Origin of the sequence: Fulvivirga marina, assembly GCF_016775155.1 — a bacterium.
In the GTDB taxonomy this organism is placed as follows: Bacteria; Bacteroidota; Bacteroidia; order Cytophagales; family Cyclobacteriaceae; genus Fulvivirga; species Fulvivirga marina.
This window is the reverse complement of record NZ_JAEUGD010000066.1, coordinates 941920-960149: the sequence shown is the minus strand read 5'-3', so window position 1 is coordinate 960149 and position 18230 is coordinate 941920. Positions and strand designations below refer to the sequence as shown.

Below are 18230 nucleotides of genomic sequence, written 5' to 3'. Positions count from 1 at the left end.
TTGATGGTTAATTTTATTAGGTAACTTTATCTTAAATAAAATATTGATTATGATACTCCGATACTTGGTTGCAGTCCTTTTCTTATTAGTCGCTTGCGATTCACTTAAAGAGTCAGGTACTGAATTGAATGATGATATAAACAACGATAATCCGGAATCAGAGGTAGTCGGTTTAGAACGGATCAATCTACCTGATGGCTTTGAAATTTCAGTGTTTGCTGATGTTGAAAATGCCAGGTCGCTTGCATTAAGCCCATCAGGGATAGTGTATGTCGGAAACAGGACGGGTAACAAAGTATATGCTGTGAAGGATACAGATGGTGATGGCAAGGCAGATGAAAAGTATACTATTGCAGAAGGTCTGAATTCTCCCAATGGGGTTGCCTTTAAAGATGGTGATCTGTATGTCGCTGAGATTAGTAGGATATTGAAATTTGAGGGTATTGAATCGATGTTGAATAACCCGGGAGATTATAAAGTAGTGTATGATGATTATCCTACAGAGGGACATCATGGGTGGAAATACATTGCTTTCGGACCAGATGGTAAACTGTATGTTCCAGTAGGAGCACCATGTAATATCTGTAAGAGCGAAGACCCTATATATGCTTCTATAACAAGGATAAATACTGATGGGTCAGATTTGGAAATAGTTGCAGAGGGGATAAGGAATACAGTTGGTTTTGACTGGCACCCTGAAACTAAAGAACTATGGTTTACTGATAATGGTAGAGATATGATGGGAGATGATATACCTCCATGTGAATTGAACAGGCTTGCTCAAAACGGACAACATTTTGGGTACCCCTATTGCCATGGTGGGGATATAGCTGATCCTGAGTTTGGGTCAGAAAGACACTGTAATGAATTTAAAAAGCCAGCGTGGAAGTTTGCCGCTCATACTGCCCCTTTAGGAATGAAGTTTTATACCGGAGGAATGTTTCCGGATAGCTATAAAGGCGATGTTATTGTAGCTCAGCACGGTTCATGGAACAGGTCGTCTAAAATAGGTTACAGGTTGATGCGGGTTAAATTTAATGGCTCCGGGGTAGAAGGAGCAGAGGTGTTTGCTGACGGTTGGCTCAATGAAAGAGCCCAGGAAGCGTGGGGCAGGCCAGTGGATGTATTGCAAATGACGGACGGTTCTCTGTTGGTGTCAGATGACAAAGCAGGTAAAATTTATAGAATTATATATGAAAAGTAATAGATCATACCTTATTTTTCTGCAGGTCGGGCTATTATACATAGCTGTTATTATAACGGCTTGTAAAACTACAAATGCGCAAACGAATATGTGTTATAAGCAAGACCCAGTAAAAGAGTTGCAATGGTTGCAGGATATTATCCAGCGACAGGAAAGCCTGAATATAGACCGCAAAGCTGATATTTATGAGTACACCTATCAGGGTGAGACGTATTTCATGGCAGATATGTGCGTCGACTGTCCCGATTTTATCACCGTGGGGTATAATTGTAAGGGAGAACAGGTATGCGAGTCAGGAGGGATAATGGGGAAAAATAATTGTCCGCATTTTGAAGAAGAGGCGATTAGCAAGCGGTTGATATGGTCTTCATATCAAGATGTGAAGTGATTACCATATATCACCTCTTCTTATCAGGGTTATTGTGCTTTGGGCTTGTATAGTCCGTCGAAAGCCACTTGCCAGGTCTTTCCATAGTCATTAGAGCTTTCCATAAGTTGCCTCACAGTACCGTCATCATTGTGGGTAAAAGTCATTCTTGAAATTGATATTTTACCTTGGATATTCATGAATTTGCTTTCAAATTGAAGCATACCATCGTCTTTGTCGGTCTCTATATAATTGTAAGTGTCGCCAGCTGCTCCTACCCAGTGTTGGTGCCATTTTTCATCAATGGGATCGTAGTAGTTCATACTTTGTCCTGAATAATTACCGGCAGTTGTGTAACTTTCGTGGATAACGCAGCCGCCATCGGCAAGTGTAATGGAGTTTTCTCCTACTTTTTGACCCCGGGCATAAACATCCCACTCTCCAATCCAAAAATCAAAGTGCCGTCGCTTCTCGTCCTGCAGGCAGGGGTAAGCATTGAGCCTGATTTTTTCCAGAGCCTTTTTGAATCCTTCCTGATTTTTAATTTTATCGAATGCCCCGTCGGTACTAATTCTTTTGTAAGCTACCGTCCCATTATCAGCGCCGGATTGAAGGGTTTTAATGGCCATTTCCTCATTATTATTGAGAACATACGCTTTGGCAATATTGTAGCTTGTGAATGATGGAGGGAAGTGGTTCTCCTGAGCCTTTTTAAGGTATTCTATAGCATGGCTATAATCCTTAAGGTTCATGGCACTCATTCCCAGGTTATACCAGGCTGATGAATCTTTGCTGTTGTGTTTAAGATACTTCTGATAATCTTTCAGTGCTAATTCATATTTAGCATGATTAAAATGGTCGTCAGCAGTTTCTTTTAGAGATTGGGGCAACAGCGTGGTGCTGGATAGAAGTAGTAGTATAGGAAGAAATCTGGTCATCGCTTTTTTTCTTAATTATAGCCTAATAGGTAATAAAGGAGGGTAAATCCGATAATATTTTACCCGTTTATTACCGATGTTGGTTGCTCTCGTTGGGTTAAGTAGCAGTCTCTATATTCTGAGGGAGGGATGCCGGTTACTTTCTTGAATGCATTGTTAAATGAAGTCTTGTTGTTGAAGCCGGAATCCAGGGCAATATGAATTATTTTTTTATCTGCCTGATCAGGATCTTTTAACATAAGTTGAGCTTCGTGAATACGGTATTGGTTGATAAAGTCGGAAAAATTCTGTCCAGTAAGTTCGTTTATACTTTGGGAAATGTGGTGCTGAGACATTCCCAGCTCATTAGCCAGTTGTTGTAACTTTAGTGAGTTATCCAGGTATGGTTTTTTGCTCCTCATGAGTTCCCTTAACTCTGTCAGGATGGACTCGGCAGCTGTGGATGAGAGGGAAGATCTTGTGTATTTCTTGGCGTTCTCAGGTTTTAAAATATGAGGGTTTTGATAGCCGTGGTATCCTATGAAATAGATGAATATTGACGATGCCACTGATATCATATAATCATATTCAATTTTCAGGGTACCTGTCCATACCAGTGTATAGTAAAGCAGGAAACTTAAGGCATAGCCAGAGAAAGCATATCCTATCTTTTTACGCCATTCGAAAAACTTGAGTTCACTATTGTGAAGGCCTTTCTTTGAGCGGTTTGTTGTAATGAAAATAGCCGAGCTATAAAGTGCTAAATGGAGACATTGAAGACTTACCTGAATGGTTCTGATCTCATGTGAAAATGGATCACTTACTAATTGGGTAAGGAAATAGATCAGGTAGAGAATAAAAGGGGTGAAGTGCCAGCCATTAAAATAAAAGTTTTTTCTGTCGGAGCGAAAATAGAAGTAGGTGAGGGGCCCAAGTACATAGGTAAGTCCCTGGGCAATGCCAATGCCTCTAGGGAGCAGATGGTCATAATGCGTCCAATAGGTTACATAATAAAGTAGCATCAGGCTGAATGAAAGCATAAGGAAACCAAGAAGAAGGTTGGCCTTTGAGTGTTTGAGAAATATCATTACGCTTAAAAAGAGTCCCTGCATTGCGGCAATCAAAAAAATAATGGTCCATGTATTAAGTGAGGGTTCCATAGGTTATTCAAATTCACTATATGTGACTTTCATTTTGCGGGTTGAATTTTCTTTTACCGGTGAGTATATCAAAAAACATAATGAAATCTGAGGCCAAGCTATAACCTGGGTATTGAAATGTGGCCGGTTTGTTTTTTTCAAAGAAAAAGTGCCCAATCCAGGCAAACCCATAACCAACTATGGGTATCAGGGGCAATAACCACCATCTTTGCGTAAGCAGGGTACTAAAAAGAAGCAAAAAGACCAAGCCCGTGCCTATAAAATGAAGGACTCTGCAAGTAGTGTTGCTATGTTCTGAGAGGTAAAAAGGATAGAATTCTTTCAGGCTGGAGTATTTCTTTCCCATAACGAATTTAGGTGATATTGCTAAAGAAAGTTACAAAATTTTATTGACATGATACGTGGTTATAATGGCCTGGATCTACATGTTAGTATGGTTGCATAATAGAAGTGCTTCAATAACCAAACTATTATTACATGAGTATTGTCGGCAGGGATGTTCATCAGGTTTGATACCGGAATATCCTTTAACATTGTCAATATAGTTCAGTCTAAACCAACCAACAAAAATGAGGAGATTATTTTTAGCCAGATTGGCTATAGTTGTAGCTTTGAGTTTTTATTTCGTTTCCTGTACTCACGAAGAGGAAATATTAACCCCCATTCCCGAGGAACCTTCTGATGAATTAGTTGCCTTTTTGGTCAGTTCCGGCTTCAATGAAGAGGAGATCAAGTTGGAGGAGGATGTTTTTGTGATCAATGAGGACATACTTATTTCCAAAGATGAGGTGCAGAAGTATGTGGACGGAAACAAGTCTGATGTCTCAGGAGCCAGTACAGAACATTACCGAGGCTCTTACCTTGTAGGCAACAGCTATGTGACCAATATCAAATTCTATATTGATTCCTCTGTGCCTTCTTCATGGATAACTGCCATTCAGGGAGCTGTCAATCAATGGAACTCTGTAAATGGCACAAAACTTTACATGTCCATCGTATCTAGTAGCAGCAATGCTAACACCATTATAGGTACAGGTTATTCCTCTCAAAATTGGGTAGCGCGTGCTTATTTGCCTTCTTACAATGGAAGGCCAGGACATACCATGACCATCAATACAAAATATAACTACCTGAATAGCGGTTATAAATTGTTTACCATAGTTCATGAAATGGGACATATTTTTGGATTATACCATACGGATCAAACTCAGGGGTACTTCATCAATGGTACACCTTCAGTTGATTCAAACTCTGTAATGAATTCATACATTTTACCCTGGAATGGTTTCACTTCTGGTGACGTTTCAGCGGTTCAGATACTTTATCCACAGTAGTAGTTTTAAGTAGTTTCTCTAATGTGAAAGGGGGCAGGGATGTCCCCTTTTTTTATGCGGAAAGGAGATTTCAATAAAGCCTGTAATTAATCGGTTTCACTAGTATCTATCAATTTCAAAGTTGGAGGATACTTGCCTTTTTACCTCTATTATGATTCCTTCTCTGGAGATGGCCAATTCATATTTTTCTCTTTGTTTTAAAGTGACCTTAAAGTAAATTGGCATAGAATGATTGATATAGTTGAAACCACCACGGATCGAAGTGAAATAGAAGTGGCGTGGGTTAGGGGAAAATCCGAACTCATTACCTGTAAGAACATACAACCTTTAAAAATTTTGCATCCTGACTCTCATAATAGCACATGCCATCTGGTACTGTCAAATTATGGAGGAGGTATGGTTGCTGCTGACCTGATCAATATCAGGGTGAAATGTGGCACAAATACAAGGACATTTATTAGTTCCCAGTCTAACACCCGTATCTATAAAAAAATATCGAATACGCTTACCGAACAAAATGTTGAGGGTGAGATTGCCGAAGATGCTCTGGTGGTTGTATTTCCTGATCCCGTGGTGCTTCAGGCGGAGAGCAGGTTCAGTCAGTCTCAACATTGGGAAGTCGGACGTGGAGGTTTATTGTTTTTGGTAGACTGGTTTCAGGCAGGGAGAACAGATAGTGGAGAGAAGTATCAGTTCGATACATACCTTTCGGAGATAAAAGTCAGTGTTGAAGGTAAGTTACTTGTGCTGGACAGGTTTAGTTTCTCTCCACAAGAGAATATTGCTGACTCTCCGGCAAACTTTGGTCAGTATCAGTCTATGCTGTCTATTTATCTGGCAGGCTTTCCCGATGACCTAAGATTTAATAAAATAGCAGATAAACTTCAGGAAATAAGGTCTGCAAACATGCCAGCATTGAATTACGATATTGATAATAATGACTATGTTATATCAGTAACCCGTGCACGAGAGGGAGTCTATATCCTGAGGGCCATGGGTAAATCCAGAATGGATCTTCAATCACTTTGCGAAGATCTTATGAACATGTTTTCAGAAACGGTGTTGTTGGGGTACAACCCAATGAAAAGAAAGTTTTAAACTTATCTACGACTCTCTCTTACAGATTGTAGTGCTTTGGTTTTTGCCTCTTTTATGTGAGTCATTATTTCATCCAGCCCATACCCATGTAGTGCTTTAGCAAATAGGAAAGGCCCTTTCCCACGCATCTTTTTTGAGTCTCTTTCCATTACATCCAGATCAGCTCCTACGAGATCTTTCAAATCTATCTTGTTGATTACTAATAAGTCTGATTGGGTGATGCCAGGCCCTCCCTTTCTGGGGATTTTGTCGCCGCCTGATACGTCTATAACATAGATGGAATAATCGACCAATTCCCTGCTGAAATGGGCAGCCAGATTGTCTCCACCACTTTCAACAAACAGGAAATCTATATCATACTCAAACCTTTCCATGAGATCTTCCAGCGCATTCATATTAAGAGAAATGTCTTCACGGATGGCAGCATGTGGGCATCCACCGGTTTCAACGCCCATAATGCGATCCTCACTGAGGGCACTATGACGGATCAGAAATTCGGCATCTTCACGAGTAAATATGTCGTTGGTGACTACTCCCAGTTTATAGTCATTGCGCATATTTTCACATAAGGCTTTCAGTAGCGCAGTTTTTCCAGTGCCCACAGGGCCACCTATACCAACTGTAAATGCCCGTTTTTTGAAATTCCGATAGGAGGGAAGTTTTCTTGTCTCTCTTTCATTGAAATCGCCGGGAGACTCGTAGGCCTCATGCGAATGACCTTGTAGTATAAGAGCTAATTTGTCCAGAATAGGCATATAGAGTTAGTTTTGAAATAGTTTAGAGTAGATAAATTCATGAAATACCTGGGCGGTATCGAGCAAAAAGGCTGACCTTGAAGCCTCTGTGTAACCTTTAGTCAGGTATTTTTCAAGCACGTCGTCAAACAAGGTGTAAAAATCATGTTGAAGTTTATTGCCTTCCATAGCTCCAATAAATCCCAGGCGGATTGCTGCACTGACCTGATCCCTCAAAACAATATGTAGGTACATAGTATGTATATCCGGCAAGCTGAATCCTGCTCTTTTCATGCAGAGAGGAAAGAGAATTACAAAATGAATTGGTATCGCATGTTTTGAAAACCATGTGCTGATTTCGAGGGTGTCATCACCAGGGTAAAAAGAAGCCATCAGCCTGAGCCAGTTTTTTCCCTGAATCACACTGGCTTTATGTATGGAGGGTACCAGCATAGTGGCATTATAACTTTCTGTAACCTGTAGTAGGTTGTCGTCCAGGTTTTGATGGTTGAAACAAGAGTTGATAAATGGAATATCCATACTTGCTGATTGTTGCAGAAACGAGTATAGATAATTTTTAAACTGGAATACATCTTTGATCATGCCGAAAGTTATACTGCTCTCGAGGCCAGAGGAGTTTGCGAATGACCCTGTGGGTAATGAGGAGTCTACCAAATGCATCAATCTTGCGTACTTGTTCATCAGAATAGGTTGTAGAGTTGGGTTAGAGGTAGCTTTGAGGCAGGTTCGCATGTCAGGTGTTCCCCATCTACCGTTACTTTGTAAGTTTCCGGGTCTACATAGATTGCTGGTAAGTAGTCATTCAGTGCCATGTCTTTCTTACCTATATTTCTACAATTCTTAACGGCAACGATCTGTTTACAGAGTCCATAATTTTTGCTGACATGGTCCAGCGAAGCTTCCGATACAAAGGCTATAGATGTTTTGCCAACCGCATCTCCAAATGAACCAAACATTGGTCGCGAGTAAGAGGGTTGGGGTGTTGGTATGGAGGCATTGGCGTCGCCCATCTGTGACTGCACAATAACCCCTCCTTTAATGATCATCTCTGGTTTGGAACCGAAAAATGCAGGCTTCCACAGTACCAGATCAGCCAGCTTTCCAATTTCAATAGATCCTATTTCTGCTGATAAACCATGCGCCCGGGCAGGATTGATCGTATATTTAGCTATATATCTTTTGGCACGGAAGTTATCTGCCCCCTTCAATGGTTCGTCGGCTAATTCTCCGCGTTGGACTTTCATTTTATGAGCTGTCTGCCAGGTTCTGCAAACCACTTCTCCAACCCGGCCCATAGCCTGGGAGTCTGATGCCATTATCGACAGTGCTCCCATATCATGCAGAATATCTTCCGCTGCAATAGTTTCGCCTCTGATACGACTTTCAGCAAAAGCTACATCTTCAGGAATGTTCTTGTCCAGGTGGTGACAAACCATAAGCATGTCGAGGTGCTCGTCAATAGTGTTGACAGTGAAGGGCCTTGTAGGGTTAGTAGAGGAGGGGATCACATTAGGCTCTCCGCAGGTTTTAATAATGTCAGGCGCATGTCCGCCACCGGCACCTTCAGTATGGTAGGTGTGGATTGTTCGGCCTTTAAATGCACTTGTGGAAGTTTCAACAAAACCACTTTCATTTAATGTATCCGTATGTATGCATACCTGAATGTCATATTTATCAGCTATGGAAAGGCAATTATCTATGGTTGCAGGTGTTGTACCCCAGTCTTCGTGCAGTTTTAGTCCCAGGGCACCAGCTTCTATCTGTTCAATCAGACCTTCTGGCTTGGAAGAGTTTCCTTTTCCCAAAAAGCCAAAGTTAAGAGGGAAGCTGTCAGTGCTTTTAAGCATCATCTCTATAAAGAATGCTCCCGGCGTGCATGTGGTGGCATTCGTTCCAGCAGCTGGTCCGGTGCCACCTCCCAGCATGGTGGTGATACCAGAAGCTAAGGCCTCATGGACCTGCTGAGGACAGATAAAGTGAATGTGACTGTCGATGGCTCCCGCTGTAAGTATCAGGCCTTCGCCTGCAATTACCTCGGTGGTGACACCTATTATCATATCCTGAGCTATGTCTGGCATGATGTGTGGGTTGCCTCCTTTGCCTATTCCGGCTATTCGTCCTTTTTTAATGCCAATATCTGCTTTATATATACCTGAGTAATCTATTACCAATGCATTGGTAATGATGAGGTCCAGTGCTTCTGCCTGAGAAACTCCACTAGCCTGGCCCATACCGTCGCGGATCACTTTGCCCCCTCCAAATTTTACTTCTTCACCATAAGTGCAATGGTCTTTTTCAATTTTTATGATCAGGTCAGTATCACCCAGTCTTACTTTATCTCCAGTAGTGGGGCCATACATGTCGGCATATGCCCTTCGGTCTATGTTGTAGCTCATGGTGTAATTGTTATTGTTCAGTTGTGAATTGAAAGCCTTCCTCTTTAGCCTTGTTAATGGCTTTTTTCATGTTTCCATGGTCGATTCCTCCATTGGTGAGATTGTTGCCTCCGTAAATGATCTTTTGTCCATCTATAGCTACCAGAGAGACCTTCTTTGTTTCTCCAGGCTCAAACCTGACCGCTGTACCTGCCGGAATATTGAGTCTGTAGCCAAAGGCTTTTGCTCTGTCAAACCTGAGCATAGCATTGGTTTCGAAAAAGGGGTAATGAGACCCCACCTGAACAGGTCTGTCACCATCGTTGGTTACGTTGATTTCGGTAGTTTCCCTGCCGGCATTTAGTGTTATATCGCTGGGACTTAAAGTGTATTCACCCGGTTTACCCGAGTAGGCATAGTTGGTGTGCTGGTTTTGTTCTTGTTTGGTTAAGCCCGAACTGTAAAGTGCTAAAGCCGGATCTCCGGACTCACGGCAGATAGGATGATGTACTGTTACGAGTTTTGTGCCATCGGGAAATGTACCTTCTACTTGTACTTCATGTATCATATCAGCCACACCGTCCATTACGTCTGCCAACCCCAGAACTTTCTTCCCTTTATTCATCAACTCTGCCACACTTTCTCCGTCTCGGATAAATTCGAGCAATTGGGCTGCAATAAGCGCTACAGCTTCGGGGTAGTTGAGTCTTAGCCCTCTTGAATATCGCTTTTGGGCCAGAAATCCGGCATTATGAAGTACCAGTTTGTCAATATCTTTTGGAGAAAGATGCATAGAGTTATGATTTCAGTTGAATAAGGTTTTCGTAGATCATATAGCCACCATAGGAGATGCAGATAATTGATGAGGTTACAATGGCTATTGATTTAATTACAGTGTTTATTTTCATTCTAAGTGTAAAAGGAATACTGAACAAGCTCGCCGCGATCAGCATCCCTAGCATAGAGCCAATTCCAAAAATGATTAAATAGGCAATGCTGAGATATGCATTTTTTATTTCACTCATTACCAGTAAAACAAGTGCTCCACTGCCGGCAAGGCCATGGATTAGGCCAACAGTGTAAGCAAAACCATGTTTATACCTGAATGAGGCTATTGCACGAGAATAGCTGTTTTTATTGGTTAACCGGGTAATGCCCATTATAATAAGTGTAGCCCCTACGATGGCTTCGAAAATTCCACTGTCAAGAAAAGTAGCACGGCTTAAAATGATGAATGATCCAACAATGACGATAGTAGTAGTGTGACCCAGTCCCCAATAGATTCCGTCTTTCATGGCCAATACGATGCTATCACGTTTGGATACAATATTACTGACAGCTATCAGGTGATCAGCATCAAAAGCATGGGCTATTCCAATTATAGAGGCAAATAATACGGGTAGTAGGGTGTTCATGAAGCCTGTTTTGCTTGTTTTGTTGTTGTTTATTTAGTTTTTTGGTTAAAATATTCCCTAATATCGTAAATTTTGTATCTATTGTTGAGTCTGGCGGTTAAAAAATAACCCTATTTTTATTTTTGTTGTATTGTTAAGGGTGACTCTAAAGAATTCAATGCGTCCACTTAGGAATCAGTGTGTAGGTAATTCAAGTAATGTAAAAGGGAGAGAAGGATAATATATGGAGCAATTCTATAATCTCCCTCAAAAAGGACCCATATGAACTTTGCAGAGGGTGAATTTGTCATTTTTCACAGTCAAAGGTATGAGGTCATTGTTATGTATTTGATATTGGTGCTGGGATTGGGGAGGTGTGGTATGATTTAGGGTTAAGATGTTATCTTTTAGTGACCATTTGCCATGGGCATGCCCATAGGATTGACTACACCCGTGATAATTTAATACAAAAGTGTTGGCTTTCATTAGAGTCAATGATTTTCTGTAAAAGCCAAAATCTCCGCAATAAGATAAATATACCTGACTCTGTTGCTGGGTATTGGTGAAGAACAATAGAAACCCCAATAGCGTAGCTGTAAAGGCAAACACACCTAAAAGGATTGTTTGATAACTGGTGCGAAGGGTATTCTTCTTATGCTTGATTCGAAAAGTTTTGAGAGCCATATCACCATAATCAGTTATCGTTCCTTTTAGTCACATAGGCGATTTCATTTTTGGAGTTCTAGTTAAAATTGTCTGTCTCTCTTAACCCGCATTGATCATTGCGGGCATTCTGTGACCAGAGGCTTGGTGCGGTCATTGTATTGAGGCTCTAACCCAAGGGAAATAGCCTTGCTAAAGAAACCACAGGCCTCTTTTTGTTTCTTTTTATCTAAATATATTAGTGCTTTGTTTAGGTAGGCATGGTGATTATCCGGAAATGTTTTCAAAGAGGCATCTATCAGTTTAAGCCCTTCTTTACTTTCATTTAGTTTGTGTAGTACAAAGCCTTTATTGTTTAGAGCATAAGGATCGTTGGGTTCAGCTTTAAGAGTCATATCCAAATGAATCAAAGCATTATCGTATTCTTTATTTAAAAGAAGATAATACCCCTTGTTTTGGTAGCAAAGGGTACAGGTGCTGTCAAGTTTAATGGCTTGATCCAGTTTTTTAACAGCCTGATCGTACATTTTTAAGAAACCAAGTGCACTGGCACTTTTTAGCAGGGCGTAGGTATTACTAGGTTCTATGGATAAAACATATGTATAAATTTCCAAAGCTTTGGGGTATTGGTAAATAGCCATATAGCTGTCAGCAATACCCAGAAAACCATCTGAAAATGAGCTGTCGGATTCAACGCTAATTTTAAAATTAATAAGTGCTTCGTAGGGGCGGTCACTTTTAAGTAATATCAGGCCTTTGAAAAAACAGGCTTGTGTATATAAGATTGACTTGGTAACAAAGGCATTCATTTGCTTTTCTGATAACCCATCTCCCAGATAAAGCCTTTTGGCAAATAGCTGCTCATCAGTCTGGTAAATATTGATAAGGCTGTCAAGTTGTTGCTCAGCTTCAGAGTTGCGACTTTCTTGTAGCGCAGTTATGCTGTTCTCTATCAGGTATTGGTAAGTTTTAAGATCCGACTGAGATTTAAGCTTGAGGGGAAGCAATAAACAAACGAATATTATGATTTTAAAAAAATGTTTCATCTGAGGTATAAAGGTTTTAGCTGACCTAGTTTGGTTCACTAGTTATAAGAACATTGCGTATAGTATAACCCAAAACTATGATAAATGAGAACAATGCAAGTGCTTTTGCATTAATATCCTGTTGGTACACTGTGCGGTGAGGGCTTTCCACTGTATTTCAGTACTGAACCTGGAGTTTTGCCTGATCAATCAGGAGTGATTTTCAAGAATCAGAGAGAGTAAAAACTTATTTGTAGAAGCAAACAGAGGTAGAGTGCATGTTGTTCATATTCGGAATAATCATTCCATACACTCATTTGGCTATTTTAAACCTACGGCGGAGGTTAATTAATGAGGCTTATCAATTTTGAGCTTTAGCAAACTTTCAAAGTTTGCTAAAGTTCAAAATTATGCTGGGTTGATTTAAACATCTAATTTCGGATTCGGATGTTTATGCCACTAATTCTTATCTGGTTTCGAAAAGGGTCTGAAAAGGCTTTCTTGTTTTGCTAATTAACTGTGCTTTGTCATCAGCAGCCCGATAGCCAATAGGTGCTATTACCGATACGTGTAACCCTTCCTCTGTCAACCCTAGAATTTCATTGTATTTGTCGGCTTCAAAACCTTCCATGGGGCATGTATCAATTTTCAATGCTGCGCATGCAGAGAGGAGGTTGCCAAGGGCAAGGTAGGTTTGTCTGACCATCCATTCTTGCCGTTCTGTTTCCGATTTTTCAGCGATTTTTTCTTTAATGAAGTTACCATAACCTTGAACGGTGTCCAGGCTAACCTTTCTACTGAGTGCATGCAATTTCATGTAATCATTTATATGATTATCATGAACATAGGTATAGCTGCAAAATACAAAGAGGTGTGAGGCCTCTGTGATCTGACTTTGCCCCCAGGAGGCAGGTTTCAGTTTTTCTCTCAGAGTCATATCTTCTATGATTAGGACTTTGTAGAGTTGCAGTCCATATGATGATGCTGAAAGCTGAACTGCTCGTTTTATTGTCTCCAGGTCAGCGTCACTAACCTTTTTGGAGGAGTCAAACTTTTTAGTGGCATATCGCCATTCCAAATCTTTAATTAATTGCATGAATTTCTGAATTTAATGGTGTAGATAAACTATTTATTCAAGGTGTAATTCTTCATTAAAAATTGCTCTTCAAACCCCAGTCTTATATATATGCCTTTGCCCATGGCAGATGCCTGGAGTGTGGCAAACTTAAAGCCATGCTCTATGGAGTGATTGAGGATTATTTTCATCAACTGTTCTGCATACCCCTGTCTTCGTGCTTCAGGAATAATACCCATGGCATGAATACCTATGATATCGCCTGAAGGGTGATGAAGTACCGCCGTTCCCACTGGAGATTCATTGTGGTAGGCGATAATGAAGTCCGTGCTTTCATAGTCCTGTTGTAGGAGTTTATGACTGATTTGATAACCAAAGGCTTGTTGAAATAGCTTCTCCCAAAGCTGGGCTTCCTTTCCGTTCCTTACCTTTTTGAGCTCAAGGTTTTGCGGTGCATCGTAACTTTGGGTAAGCTTCAACGACATACCGATTTGTTCAAACCTAACTTCAAAGCCATTGCACTCTAAGAGCTGGTGTGCTTCGTTTGCGTATATGTCCCAGTAAGGAATGGTTATATTTTTGGAAGATGAAAGCAAAATCTCTTTGGCTTTAGCAACGGTTTTTTCATCGGGAGCCTGATGGAACCACAACCGGTTAGGCCATTCAGAGTAGGGTATCATGCTATATTCGAAACCCTCTTCTGATTTCTGGAAATTGGTCTTTTCACTCACTGTTTGCCATAGCGAAATCAGGTTTTCGATGTTTTGGTTGATAAGTTCTTCTTTTTTCATTTTTTGTTAATTAAAAATATACCAATGATCATGGCCGTTACTCCTAGCAGCCTTTTGTAGGTAGCAGGTTCGACAGGAAGGTTAAACCAGCCAAAATGTCCGGCAATAACCGAAAACATGATCTGTCCGCATAGGCCCAGGGATATCATGGTGGAGACACCTAGCTTGGGTATAGTATAATAATAGAGACTGATACCTATTACGCTGAAAAGCCCTCCGGCTGACCATAGGTACCATGGCACTTCCTTTAACTGCTGGGCTGACGGAATACTTCTCACACTGAAAACTATGATGAGGAAAGCAAACATTGTACTATTGAAAAATGCTATCAACGATGCGAGTAGCGGGTTTTTCAAAAGTACTCCCAGTTGAGCGTTAAGCCCGCCCTGCATAGCAAGGAATATACCTCCTGTAAATGCTAAAACGCTTAATGTTATCTGATTCATGAAGCGAAGGTAGCTGAGGTGAGAGAGGAAAGCATTTACATATGTTGATACATTAAGATTTATTCAAATTTTTTCTGACCCGACTAAGTTGAGTGGGGGTAACCCCCAGGTAAGAAGCAATTTGCAGTTGAGGAACCCTGTTTTCGAGGTCAGGGTATTGCTCAAGAAATGTTAAATATCTTTCAGTGGCGGTTTCAGTGGCAAAAGCAATTTGTCGTTTTTCATTCTCTATAATCCACTTCTTCTCAAGGTAACCGATATAAAAATTCTTTAGGTCGTCATATTTAAAAATCAGGTCTCTGTATTTTTTAAACTCCATTTCAAGGATAACACCGTTTTCCACGCACTGGATACTGAAATCAGAAGGTGAAACCTGCAGCATAGAAGCTGTGGAGGCCGCCAGTGTTCCTTCCAGAAAAAAGTTCTTGATGTGTGTGTCACCGTCATTGGTTGTATAAAGTGATATTAGTAAACCTTTACAAACAAAGTATAACTTTTTTGCAGTTTGCCCTATACGTATCAGATCTTCTCCTTTATTGACTTTCCTGAATTTGACTATGCTGCATAAACGGTGAAACGACTCATTCGTGATAGGAGAGAAATCATCCAGCGATTGTCTGAAGAGGTTAAGATGCCTTTGTGTATCGACCATAGATTTGTGGAGCTTTTATAGGAATGTTATGAGCTGGTAAATTTATGGTTTTGTCAAACTTATTGCTTGATATGTATCTCCTTTTTAAAAGTAATAGACTTTTAATTGATATGAGGTGTGATCATTTTTAGCTTTTCGATTTCACTATTATCGATGTTGGAGGCAGAGAACCTGATTTTGTCGCCATTGGTCAGCATGATATAAGATCTGCCAAATGGGGTGTAACTAAGAGTTATCCGTTTAATATTGCTGAGTTTTAGTTTGGTTTTAATGAATAGGTCACGGTGGATTGTTACGGTGTTTTCTCTTGCTTCTATGTAGTTTCTGTTAATGAGAAAGTTGATCAAATTGATGGCGAGCAATGCTATGAACCCGAAGTAGAAGTAATATATTCCACCTGACCTGTCAAACGCCTGATATACTAAAAGGCCAATGAATATTGTCAAAAGTATAATGCTGGAAAGAGGTCTTTTTATTTGAACCATGATCATACCTGTTTTGAAGTAACAAAGTATATGTTTTATTCATAATTCAAATAAGGAACTGATAAGCGCATGATCGGAGAGATGAGCGGTCTTCGGGAGGAGAGTAAAACAAAAAGGCCGTATCAAAAAGTCTCATAGTTATTGTAGTACTTTTGATGCGACCCATGTAGTTGATAGACAGCTGATTAGTGATTCTTGAATACAACTGTTCCGCCAAATCTTCCGCTTCCGAAGCTTCTGAATGGTTGAACTCTTAATCCTCAAATTTAGGTTCGCGCTTTTCCATAGAAGCTTTGAAGGCTTCAAAAAGGTCTTCTGATAGCAGCATGGCAGCATTCCATGTACTCATATAGTTTAATGCATCATCAACTGAATGGTCTCTCGTATAACGAAGTACCTCTTTAGTGCCTCGGATGGATAGTGGTGATTTAGCGGCAATGGCTTGTGCTATTTGTCTTACCCCTTCAATCATACTTTCCTTGGAGGGATAACGATGATTAACCAATCCAATACTTAAAGCTTCTTGTCCGGTCATTTTTCTTCCGGTGTAAGCCAGTTCTGCGGCCATTCCTGGAGATATTATCTTTGGTAGCCTTTGTAACGTTCCCAAGTCTGCAACCATACCCAGATCAATTTCCTTTATAGTGAAATAAGCATCTTCGGTGCAATAGCGCATATCGCAGGCTGAAATTATATCCACGCCACCCCCTATACATCCACTATGGACCGCTGCAAGCACTGGTTTGGAGCATTTTTCAATAGCTGAAACGGTATCTTGAAGTGTAAGTATCAACTCACGGACTTTTTCACTACGTTTTCCTGAGCAGGAGACATCTTTGAGCGCCCCCACTGACATTAGTAGCTCAAGGTCTATGCCCGCACAAAAATGTTTGCCTTCACCACTGAGTATGATTACCCTGGTGCTATCTGATTTACTCAGCTTATCAAAAATTGCCTTCATTTCAATCCATGCTTCCATGTGTAAAGCATTGGCCTTTTCAGGTCTATTGAAAGCTACATGGGCAATATTGTTTTCTATCTCAACTTTAAAGTGATTATAATTCATTAGTTAGGCAGTTAAGGTTATGGATCAGCGGGAAAATAGCCAATTGTAGATATAAATCGTAGTCTTTTTGTTTTAATCCTCATAGTGAAATCATTAATATTAAAATGTTAGTTGTTTCCGCATAAAGCTGATAAGACGTTTCTTATTGTGAGAAATGATTGAGAAAAGATTGTATAGTTCTATACTTGGAAGTAGTTTCTTTTTATTTTATTTTAATAAATCTGTATAATTACATTTTTTAAAGGTTTTGAATTTTGTCGAATACCCAATACAGGTCAGTTTTTGCTACTTTTGATCCCTATCCATCTTATAAAGGTTCTGCAATCCACATTGACAAGGTTACTGAAGTGCTTTCGCAGAAATTTCCTTCTGCCTTGTTGCTAAGTTTGGGTAGACATATGTCAAAAGAATTACCTGAGACGGTCCATCATCTGGAGTCGCCCATTGAAGAAAGCAATTATCTCAAAAGGGCACTGGCATTTTCAGCATGGGTTGACGGTATTTTGACTCAGCAGCATAACTTGCAGATAGGACATTTCAGAGATATTTGGAGTGGTCTTCCTATACTGGCAAGGCAGCATATCACAAGTATATTTGAGGTTAATGGTTTGCCTTCTATTGAATTAGTAAGCAGGTACCCCTATATGGGACAAGGCACCTTGAACAAAATTCGTAAGCTGGAAGATGAATGTCTGGAGAAAAGCCAGTTGATCATTTGCCCTTCAGAAACCATCAAAAGGCACCTGGTCTCCCGGAGTGTATGGGAGGAGAAAATACATGTGATCCCAAATGGAGCGGATATCCCAGTGATAAATGCTAAGCCAAAAGGTCTGCCTGAGCAGTACATTGTTTATTTTGGTGCATTACAGCCTTGGCAAGGAGTGGATACACTCTTGAAGGCTATGAAGTATCTTGGAGATAAACCCGGTTTAAAATTAGTTATTTGCTCATCGCACAAACCACGCTTTGCTCGTCCATTTCAGAAGCTTGCTGAAAAGCTTGCTGTAAGCCGACGGGTCATATGGAAGTACCAATTAGGCAAGGAGGAACTTCATCAGATTATCAGTTATGCATTATGTACTGTAGCCCCCCTTACTGAGTGTAGCAGAAATCTGGAGCAAGGGTGCTCTCCTTTGAAAGTATTTGAGAGCATGGCTTGTAAAACGCCAGTCATTGCTTCGGATCTGCCCGTAATTCGAGAGATATTAGAACCTGATACTGAAGCCAAATTTTTTAGGCCGGAAAGGCCCGCAGATCTTGCCAGGTGTGTCAGGTTGTTGATGGATTACCCAGAGTTGAGAAGTGAAATAGCTGAAAATGCTTTTGTAAAATTTAAAGAAAAATATACTTGGGAGAGAATAAACCGAAAATTGTCTTCTACATACTATAACATTTTTAATCTTGTTTGCTAAAATCTGCAACT

Annotated in this window: 20 protein-coding genes; 5 read left to right on the top strand and 15 right to left on the bottom strand. The window is 40.4% G+C overall.

Annotation, left to right across the window (positions count from 1 at the left end):
- Positions 1-49 precede the first annotated feature (49 nt).
- Both JMN32_RS24090 and JMN32_RS24085 read left to right on the top strand, forming a co-directional pair.
- Positions 50-1204, top strand: coding sequence for a PQQ-dependent sugar dehydrogenase (locus tag JMN32_RS24090; protein WP_202858944.1), 1155 nt, complete (start codon positions 50-52; stop codon positions 1202-1204).
- Positions 1194-1592 carry a DUF6970 domain-containing protein gene (locus JMN32_RS24085; protein WP_202858943.1) on the top strand — a complete coding sequence of 133 codons (399 nt, stop codon included), beginning with the start codon at positions 1194-1196 and terminating at the stop codon, positions 1590-1592. Before JMN32_RS24090 ends, JMN32_RS24085 begins: the two co-directional genes overlap by 11 nt.
- A 29-nt stretch (positions 1593-1621) precedes the next feature.
- Here the strand turns inward: JMN32_RS24085 and JMN32_RS24080 are convergent, their stop codons facing one another.
- The 3 genes from JMN32_RS24080 to JMN32_RS24070 are packed head-to-tail and all read right to left on the bottom strand — an operon-like array spanning position 1622 to position 3994.
- The gene (locus JMN32_RS24080) at positions 1622-2509 is read right to left on the bottom strand and encodes a tetratricopeptide repeat protein (RefSeq protein WP_202858942.1); all 888 of its coding nucleotides are present in this window, start codon (positions 2507-2509) and stop codon (positions 1622-1624) included.
- Positions 2510-2568: 59 nt separating this feature from the next.
- Positions 2569-3648 carry a helix-turn-helix domain-containing protein gene (locus tag JMN32_RS24075; protein WP_202858941.1) on the bottom strand — a complete coding sequence of 360 codons (1080 nt, stop codon included), beginning with the start codon at positions 3646-3648 and terminating at the stop codon, positions 2569-2571.
- Between the two features lie 16 nt (positions 3649-3664).
- The gene (locus tag JMN32_RS24070; RefSeq protein ID WP_202858940.1) at positions 3665-3994 is read right to left on the bottom strand and encodes a DUF962 domain-containing protein; all 330 of its coding nucleotides are present in this window, start codon (positions 3992-3994) and stop codon (positions 3665-3667) included.
- Between the two features lie 223 nt (positions 3995-4217).
- Between JMN32_RS24070 and JMN32_RS24065 the strand changes: the two genes are divergently transcribed.
- Positions 4218-4982, top strand: a complete 765-nt coding sequence (locus JMN32_RS24065; protein WP_202858939.1) for a M57 family metalloprotease — start codon at positions 4218-4220, stop codon at positions 4980-4982.
- A gap of 228 nt (positions 4983-5210) precedes the next feature.
- Positions 5211-6080: an urease accessory protein UreD gene (locus JMN32_RS24060; RefSeq protein WP_202858938.1), complete on the top strand. Its 870-nt coding sequence runs from the start codon at positions 5211-5213 to the stop codon at positions 6078-6080.
- 2 nt (positions 6081-6082) lie between these two features.
- Here the strand turns inward: JMN32_RS24060 and ureG are convergent, their stop codons facing one another.
- The 12 genes from ureG to JMN32_RS24000 form a co-directional block, all read right to left on the bottom strand.
- The gene (ureG, locus tag JMN32_RS24055; RefSeq protein ID WP_202858937.1) at positions 6083-6835 is read right to left on the bottom strand and encodes an urease accessory protein UreG; all 753 of its coding nucleotides are present in this window, start codon (positions 6833-6835) and stop codon (positions 6083-6085) included.
- Between the two features lie 6 nt (positions 6836-6841).
- A complete protein-coding gene (locus JMN32_RS24050) occupies positions 6842-7516 on the bottom strand; it encodes an urease accessory protein UreF (RefSeq protein WP_202858936.1) in 675 nt (224 codons plus the stop codon).
- Positions 7516-9231 (bottom strand): urease subunit alpha, encoded by a 1716-nt coding sequence (ureC, locus tag JMN32_RS24045; RefSeq protein WP_202858935.1) that lies wholly within the window; start codon positions 9229-9231, stop codon positions 7516-7518. Before ureC ends, JMN32_RS24050 begins: the two co-directional genes overlap by 1 nt.
- Before the next feature lie 10 nt (positions 9232-9241).
- Positions 9242-10003, bottom strand: coding sequence for an urease subunit gamma (ureA, locus tag JMN32_RS24040; RefSeq protein WP_202858934.1), 762 nt, complete (start codon positions 10001-10003; stop codon positions 9242-9244).
- Positions 10004-10007: 4 nt separating this feature from the next.
- Positions 10008-10625: an urease accessory protein gene (locus JMN32_RS24035; RefSeq protein ID WP_202858933.1), complete on the bottom strand. Its 618-nt coding sequence runs from the start codon at positions 10623-10625 to the stop codon at positions 10008-10010.
- Positions 10626-11383: 758 nt separating this feature from the next.
- Positions 11384-12313 (bottom strand): tetratricopeptide repeat protein, encoded by a 930-nt coding sequence (locus JMN32_RS24030; RefSeq protein ID WP_202858932.1) that lies wholly within the window; start codon positions 12311-12313, stop codon positions 11384-11386.
- A gap of 445 nt (positions 12314-12758) precedes the next feature.
- Complete coding sequence (locus tag JMN32_RS24025) at positions 12759-13388, bottom strand: NAD(P)H-dependent oxidoreductase (RefSeq protein WP_202858931.1); 630 nt, start codon at positions 13386-13388, stop codon at positions 12759-12761.
- Between the two features lie 29 nt (positions 13389-13417).
- Entirely contained in the window at positions 13418-14158 is a 741-nt protein-coding gene (locus JMN32_RS24020) for a GNAT family N-acetyltransferase (protein WP_202858930.1), read from the bottom strand.
- Complete coding sequence (locus JMN32_RS24015) at positions 14155-14604, bottom strand: DMT family transporter (protein ID WP_202858929.1); 450 nt, start codon at positions 14602-14604, stop codon at positions 14155-14157. The genes JMN32_RS24020 and JMN32_RS24015 overlap by 4 nt, the downstream gene beginning before the upstream one ends.
- Before the next feature lie 52 nt (positions 14605-14656).
- Positions 14657-15256, bottom strand: coding sequence for a Crp/Fnr family transcriptional regulator (locus tag JMN32_RS24010; RefSeq protein WP_202858928.1), 600 nt, complete (start codon positions 15254-15256; stop codon positions 14657-14659).
- Positions 15257-15357: 101 nt separating this feature from the next.
- Positions 15358-15741, bottom strand: coding sequence for a hypothetical protein (locus JMN32_RS24005; protein ID WP_202858927.1), 384 nt, complete (start codon positions 15739-15741; stop codon positions 15358-15360).
- A gap of 253 nt (positions 15742-15994) precedes the next feature.
- Entirely contained in the window at positions 15995-16807 is an 813-nt protein-coding gene (locus tag JMN32_RS24000) for a crotonase/enoyl-CoA hydratase family protein (protein ID WP_202858926.1), read from the bottom strand.
- A 254-nt stretch (positions 16808-17061) separates the two neighbouring features.
- Between JMN32_RS24000 and JMN32_RS23995 the strand changes: the two genes are divergently transcribed.
- A complete protein-coding gene (locus JMN32_RS23995) occupies positions 17062-18219 on the top strand; it encodes a glycosyltransferase family 4 protein (RefSeq protein ID WP_202858925.1) in 1158 nt (385 codons plus the stop codon).
- The last annotated feature ends 11 nt before the right edge of the window (positions 18220-18230 follow it).

Coding starts and splice junctions, on each gene's coding strand:
- JMN32_RS24090 (WP_202858944.1), top strand. CDS start 50: ATGATACTCCGATACTTGGTTGCAGTCCTTTTCTTATTAGTCGCTTGC.
- JMN32_RS24085 (WP_202858943.1), top strand. CDS start 1,194: ATGAAAAGTAATAGATCATACCTTATTTTTCTGCAGGTCGGGCTATTA.
- JMN32_RS24080 (WP_202858942.1), bottom strand. CDS start 2,509: ATGACCAGATTTCTTCCTATACTACTACTTCTATCCAGCACCACGCTG.
- JMN32_RS24075 (WP_202858941.1), bottom strand. CDS start 3,648: ATGGAACCCTCACTTAATACATGGACCATTATTTTTTTGATTGCCGCA.
- JMN32_RS24070 (WP_202858940.1), bottom strand. CDS start 3,994: ATGGGAAAGAAATACTCCAGCCTGAAAGAATTCTATCCTTTTTACCTC.
- JMN32_RS24065 (WP_202858939.1), top strand. CDS start 4,218: ATGAGGAGATTATTTTTAGCCAGATTGGCTATAGTTGTAGCTTTGAGT.
- JMN32_RS24060 (WP_202858938.1), top strand. CDS start 5,211: ATGATTGATATAGTTGAAACCACCACGGATCGAAGTGAAATAGAAGTG.
- ureG (WP_202858937.1), bottom strand. CDS start 6,835: ATGCCTATTCTGGACAAATTAGCTCTTATACTACAAGGTCATTCGCAT.
- JMN32_RS24050 (WP_202858936.1), bottom strand. CDS start 7,516: ATGAACAAGTACGCAAGATTGATGCATTTGGTAGACTCCTCATTACCC.
- ureC (WP_202858935.1), bottom strand. CDS start 9,231: ATGAGCTACAACATAGACCGAAGGGCATATGCCGACATGTATGGCCCC.
- ureA (WP_202858934.1), bottom strand. CDS start 10,003: ATGCATCTTTCTCCAAAAGATATTGACAAACTGGTACTTCATAATGCC.
- JMN32_RS24035 (WP_202858933.1), bottom strand. CDS start 10,625: ATGAACACCCTACTACCCGTATTATTTGCCTCTATAATTGGAATAGCC.
- JMN32_RS24030 (WP_202858932.1), bottom strand. CDS start 12,313: ATGAAACATTTTTTTAAAATCATAATATTCGTTTGTTTATTGCTTCCC.
- JMN32_RS24025 (WP_202858931.1), bottom strand. CDS start 13,388: ATGCAATTAATTAAAGATTTGGAATGGCGATATGCCACTAAAAAGTTT.
- JMN32_RS24020 (WP_202858930.1), bottom strand. CDS start 14,158: ATGAAAAAAGAAGAACTTATCAACCAAAACATCGAAAACCTGATTTCG.
- JMN32_RS24015 (WP_202858929.1), bottom strand. CDS start 14,604: ATGAATCAGATAACATTAAGCGTTTTAGCATTTACAGGAGGTATATTC.
- JMN32_RS24010 (WP_202858928.1), bottom strand. CDS start 15,256: ATGGTCGATACACAAAGGCATCTTAACCTCTTCAGACAATCGCTGGAT.
- JMN32_RS24005 (WP_202858927.1), bottom strand. CDS start 15,741: ATGGTTCAAATAAAAAGACCTCTTTCCAGCATTATACTTTTGACAATA.
- JMN32_RS24000 (WP_202858926.1), bottom strand. CDS start 16,807: ATGAATTATAATCACTTTAAAGTTGAGATAGAAAACAATATTGCCCAT.